This is a genomic window from Methylocaldum sp., assembly GCF_035627495.1.
Classification (GTDB): domain Bacteria; phylum Pseudomonadota; class Gammaproteobacteria; order Methylococcales; family Methylococcaceae; genus Methylocaldum.
On record NZ_DASPLO010000156.1, the window covers coordinates 1 to 4,762 of the forward strand.

Consider the following 4,762-nt stretch of genomic DNA (forward strand, 5'->3'; position numbering starts at 1 on the left):
CGCGTCAATCTGATCGTACGCCCTGAACTCGCCACCAAAGCGCTCCGCACCCACCTTCGTCAAAGCCGCCGTCAGGGTCGTCTTGCCATGGTCCACATGACCAATCGTCCCGACGTTCACATGCGGCTTCGTGCGCGTAAATTTCTCTTTGGACACGACCTGGATACCTCGCTACTTCTTATTTTCTAAACGTTAACCCACAGAGGCCTTCTTAATTACCGCGTCCGCAATGTTCGCAGGGGCTTCCTGGTATTTCTTAAATTCCATCGAGTAAGTGGCCCTACCCTGACTCAATGAGCGCAATGTTGTTGAATAACCAAACATCTCAGCCAAAGGAACCTCAGCCTTTAAAACTTTAATGCCTGCATTGTCATCCATCCCCAACACCATGCCGCGACGCCTGTTCAAATCACCTACGACATCGCCCATGTAATCTTCCGGGGTTTCCACTTCCACACTCATGATCGGCTCAAGCAGAACCGGACCCGCCTTGCGGGCCCCTTCCTTGAAACACATCGAGCCGGCAATCTTAAATGCCATTTCGCTGGAGTCTACGTCGTGATATGAGCCGTCAAACAAAGTAACTTTCACGTCTACGACGGGGTAGCCGGCTAATATACCATTTTGCAATTGCTCTTGCACGCCTTTATCCACGGCTGGAATATATTCCCTCGGGACAACCCCTCCGACAATGCCATTTACGAACTCATAGCCACCGGACTCTAAAGGCTCTATACGCAACCATACGTGACCATACTGACCACGCCCACCGGTCTGACGAATATACTTTCCTTCCTGCTCAACGGACTTCCGGATAGTTTCCCGATAAGCCACCTGCGGCGCACCGACGTTAGCCTCAACCTTAAACTCGCGCTTCATCCGATCGACGATAATTTCCAGGTGCAACTCGCCCATACCCGAAATAATGGTTTGACCCGATTCTTCGTCGGTATGGACGCGAAAAGACGGATCTTCCTGAGCCAGCCGCTGCAGCGCAAGCCCCATCTTTTCCTGGTCACTCTTGGTTTTCGGCTCCACCGCAACCGATATCACGGGCTCGGGAAATTCCATTCTTTCAAGGACCACCGGCTTATCTACGGAAGAGAGAGTCGTACCGGTAACAATGTCCCTCAAACCGACGCACGCAGCGATGTCACCAGCCCGAATTTCTTTGATCTCCTCACGAGTATTGGCGTGCATGCGCAACAATCGACCAATTCGCTCTTTATTTCCGCTTTGTGAGTTTATTACGCTGTCACCCGAACTCAGGACACCCGAATAAACACGAACGAAGGTAAGGGTCCCTACGAAGGGGTCCGTCATAATCTTAAATGCCAAAGCCGAAAACGGCTCATCATCACTCGATTTACGCTCGATAGGCTGCTCCGTGTCCGCGTCCGCACCCTTAATGGAAGGCACATCTAGCGGGGATGGCAGGTAGTCGATGACGGCATCCAACATCGCTTGCACGCCCTTATTCTTAAAGGCGGACCCACAAAGCATCGGAACAATCTCGAGGCCGATCGTACGCTTACGCAACCCGCCCTTGATTTCCTCCTCCGAAAGCCCTCCCTGCTCCAAATATTTATTCATCAATTCTTCGTCGGCCTCGGCCGCCGCCTCAACCATCCTTTCCCGCCACTCAGCAGCGGCATCCACCAGATCGGCCGGAATATCCGCATACTCGAACGTTGCGCCGCTATCAGCCTCATTCCACACGATGGACTTCATCTTTACCAAGTCGACAACGCCCTTAAACGAATCTTCGGCACCGATGGGAATTTGAATAGGCACGGGATTCGCGCGTAGACGGTCCCGCATCTGCTTGCAGACCTTAAAAAAATCTGCGCCCGAGCGATCCATCTTGTTTACGAACGCGATACGAGGAACTCCGTACTTCGTGGCCTGACGCCAGACCGTCTCTGACTGAGGCTGAACGCCACCCACCGCACAGTAAAGCATGCAAGCTCCATCCAGAACTCGCATGGAGCGCTCTACCTCGATGGTAAAATCAACGTGGCCGGGAGTATCAATAATGTTGACGCGGTGCTCAGGATAATTGAGCCCCATGCCTTTCCAGTAGGTCGTGGTGGCCGCGGACGTAATGGTGATCCCGCGCTCCTGCTCCTGCTCCATCCAATCCATCGTTGCAGCACCATCATGGACCTCACCAATCTTATGATTGATGCCGGTGTAGAACAACACACGCTCCGTGGTGGTAGTCTTACCCGCATCGATATGCGCCGAAATCCCGATATTGCGGTATCTCTCGATTGGAGTCGTGCGTGCCACTGCCTTAACCTTCCCTAACGTGGATTGGATATTAAGTCAACGCTTACCAGCGATAATGAGAGAACGCCTTGTTTGCCTCTGCCATTCTGTGCGTATCTTCACGCTTTTTCACCGCCGCCCCGCGATTATCATTCGCGTCGAGCAACTCAGCGGCCAACTTCATTACCATTCCCTTTTCGCCTCTCTTGCGCGCAGAATCAATCAGCCAGCGCATAGCCAAAGCTGATCTACGGGCAGGACGGACTTCAACCGGAACCTGATAGGTGGCGCCACCGACACGACGCGACTTAACCTCTACAAGCGGCTGAACATTCTCCAATGCCCTGGTTAACACGTCCAAGGACGAATGACTGGTTTTAGCGGAGATATGATCCAGAGCACCATACACCACCTTCTCAGCCACCGACTTTTTCCCGCTCAGCATCAACATATTGACAAAACGCGCCAGTATTTCGCTGCCGAAGCGGGGATCCGGAATAACTTCTCTTCTTTGAGCGACTCTTCTTCTAGACATAACGCAACCCAGAACTCAGTTAACTTTTTGGCCTTTTCGCGCCGTACTTAGACCGCCCTTGGCGGCGCTTCTGAACACCTGCCGTGTCAAGGCTACCGCGAACAATGTGATATCTCACACCCGGCAAATCCTTTACACGACCACCCCTGATCAAAACCACAGAGTGCTCTTGCAAATTATGCCCTTCGCCACCGATGTAGCTAGTCACTTCCGCACCGTTCGTCAAACGAACGCGCGCCACTTTTCTCAATGCGGAATTCGGTTTTTTAGGCGTAGTCGTATAAACGCGCGTACACACACCACGCCTTTGAGGACAACTGTCCAGGGCCGGCACATTGCTTTTGTCTTTTCTTCTGACTCGCGGTTTCCGAACCAACTGGTTTATCGTCGTCATCACCAAACTCCAAAACTTTTTCGCTCAACCTTCGGACAAATCGTCACCAAGAACCCGTCTTGCCTTAGGAAACACCAAAAGGCACTGGTAAAGCGGCGAAATTTAAAACTAAAACGCTGCCTTGTCAATATCACCCACGACTCCATCCACAAATTAAGAGATAGGAGAAACGCAAGACGCAAAGAAGCTAGCATCTCGATGCGCCCCATCAACCCAACTGAAACTCGCCCAGACCCTGCAACCAGAAGTCAAATCATCTCGGCAACTCCGGACAATGTACCGACCAGCAACAATCCGCTAATACACAACAGGCCACAATAAGCGCCGCCGACCGCCGGACTTAGAGCAATATAACTGCACCTAATCAGATACAACCCGCCGACACGACCACAAACAGATTATGCCAAGCGAGACAAACCGCAGATGGGAAGGAACAAGGAACGCCAGAAGGGGTAACACGTCATTGTACGCAAAATACAACGAAAGTCGATAAGCAAGACATCCTCAAACTTATCGCACCAAACACCCCACCGCACGAAACATCAAAGACGGAAGGCATAAACCGATATCCACACAGAATCGCTACGCAACTCGAGAGACTATATGGGACCGTATATCATGAACCCCCGCCACCAAAGAACTCGACAACGGGGATTCATAATACAGGGAGGAATATGGCTCCCCCGGACGGGCTCGAACCGCCGACCCGCTGGTTAACAGCCAGCTGCTCTACCGACTGAGCTACAGGGGAAGAATACTAAGTCGCGAGATTATAAAAAACCGAACAAAGCCGGGTCAAATCCCACATAAACTCATAAGTGGCGCGCCTGGAGAGATTCGAACTCCCGACCACCTAGTTCGTAGCCAGGTACTCTATCCAACTGAGCTACAGGCGCGCTGCAGAAGGAGCATTATCGATAAAGGTGGGTAGGTCGTCAAATTGTTTTTCTCGCCTTCGGCAATCTTTTCTAATTTTCCGGATAACATTTGTGGAGCCCCAAGCGCAGCACCCCAGATAGGCGGCTCCCGCACACATCAAACTTGGGCGACGATTTTCGTCACTGCTCATCCCGAGGATTTTGATTCAGTCTGGAGTTCGAGAATCTACGCTACAGCCCCAACCAACAAACGTGACGGAACCGTAATCCCCCATAACAGCAAGCAACAATTTCTCTACTTTTCTGTTCAACAATAAAAACGACACGGAGCCCACCCGCTACTCGCGAGCAAAATTTGCAATTCTCCTGACAAAAGATCGTTCGCTTTGCCACGGTGTAGCCCGCACGAAAGCATGAACCACACCACTAACCGCAAACCAGAGGCGTGCCCAGCCCCTTTCGCTTTGGTGTTTTTGCTTGGCGATTCGCAGTATATCGCCGCTTCGTTCATCTCCACCCCTATAAATACGAAAAACAAAAGTAGTCAGGACTTACGCAAGACGCATTTCTAGCGAAGGATTTTTAAGTTGTCGAATAAGGTAGTCATCCAGTAAGCCGTGCTTGAGTTGATAGACCGTTCGACCGGTTTGAGCCGCCAAGGACTTGAGCCGGACCCAGACCAGG

At 51.7% G+C, this 4,762-nt stretch carries 4 protein-coding genes, 2 tRNA genes and 1 pseudogene; all 7 read right to left on the minus strand.

Going from position 1 to position 4,762, the window contains the following annotated elements; genetic code table 11:
- The coding region (locus tag VEB01_RS13150; RefSeq protein WP_324873561.1) for a GTP-binding protein at positions 1-156 on the minus strand (156 nt) is incomplete at its 3' end.
- 36 nt (positions 157-192) lie between these two features.
- Positions 193-2,292 carry an elongation factor G gene (fusA, locus tag VEB01_RS13155; RefSeq protein WP_324876149.1) on the minus strand — a complete coding sequence of 700 codons (2,100 nt, stop codon included), beginning with the start codon at positions 2,290-2,292 and terminating at the stop codon, positions 193-195.
- A gap of 43 nt (positions 2,293-2,335) precedes the next feature.
- Positions 2,336-2,806: a 30S ribosomal protein S7 gene (gene rpsG / locus VEB01_RS13160; protein WP_324876151.1), complete on the minus strand. Its 471-nt coding sequence runs from the start codon at positions 2,804-2,806 to the stop codon at positions 2,336-2,338.
- 19 nt (positions 2,807-2,825) lie between these two features.
- Complete coding sequence (gene rpsL / locus VEB01_RS13165; RefSeq protein ID WP_324876153.1) at positions 2,826-3,200, minus strand: 30S ribosomal protein S12; 375 nt, start codon at positions 3,198-3,200, stop codon at positions 2,826-2,828.
- 675 nt (positions 3,201-3,875) lie between these two features.
- Positions 3,876-3,951: transfer RNA gene (locus VEB01_RS13170), tRNA-Asn, on the minus strand.
- Positions 3,952-4,019: 68 nt separating this feature from the next.
- Positions 4,020-4,096, minus strand: a tRNA-Arg gene (locus tag VEB01_RS13175).
- A gap of 533 nt (positions 4,097-4,629) precedes the next feature.
- Positions 4,630-4,762, minus strand: a pseudogene (locus VEB01_RS23235) (IS701 family transposase); the annotation flags it as partial.

Coding starts and splice junctions, on each gene's coding strand:
- rpsG (WP_324876151.1), bottom strand. CDS start 2,806: ATGTCTAGAAGAAGAGTCGCTCAAAGAAGAGAAGTTATTCCGGATCCC.
- rpsL (WP_324876153.1), bottom strand. CDS start 3,200: ATGACGACGATAAACCAGTTGGTTCGGAAACCGCGAGTCAGAAGAAAA.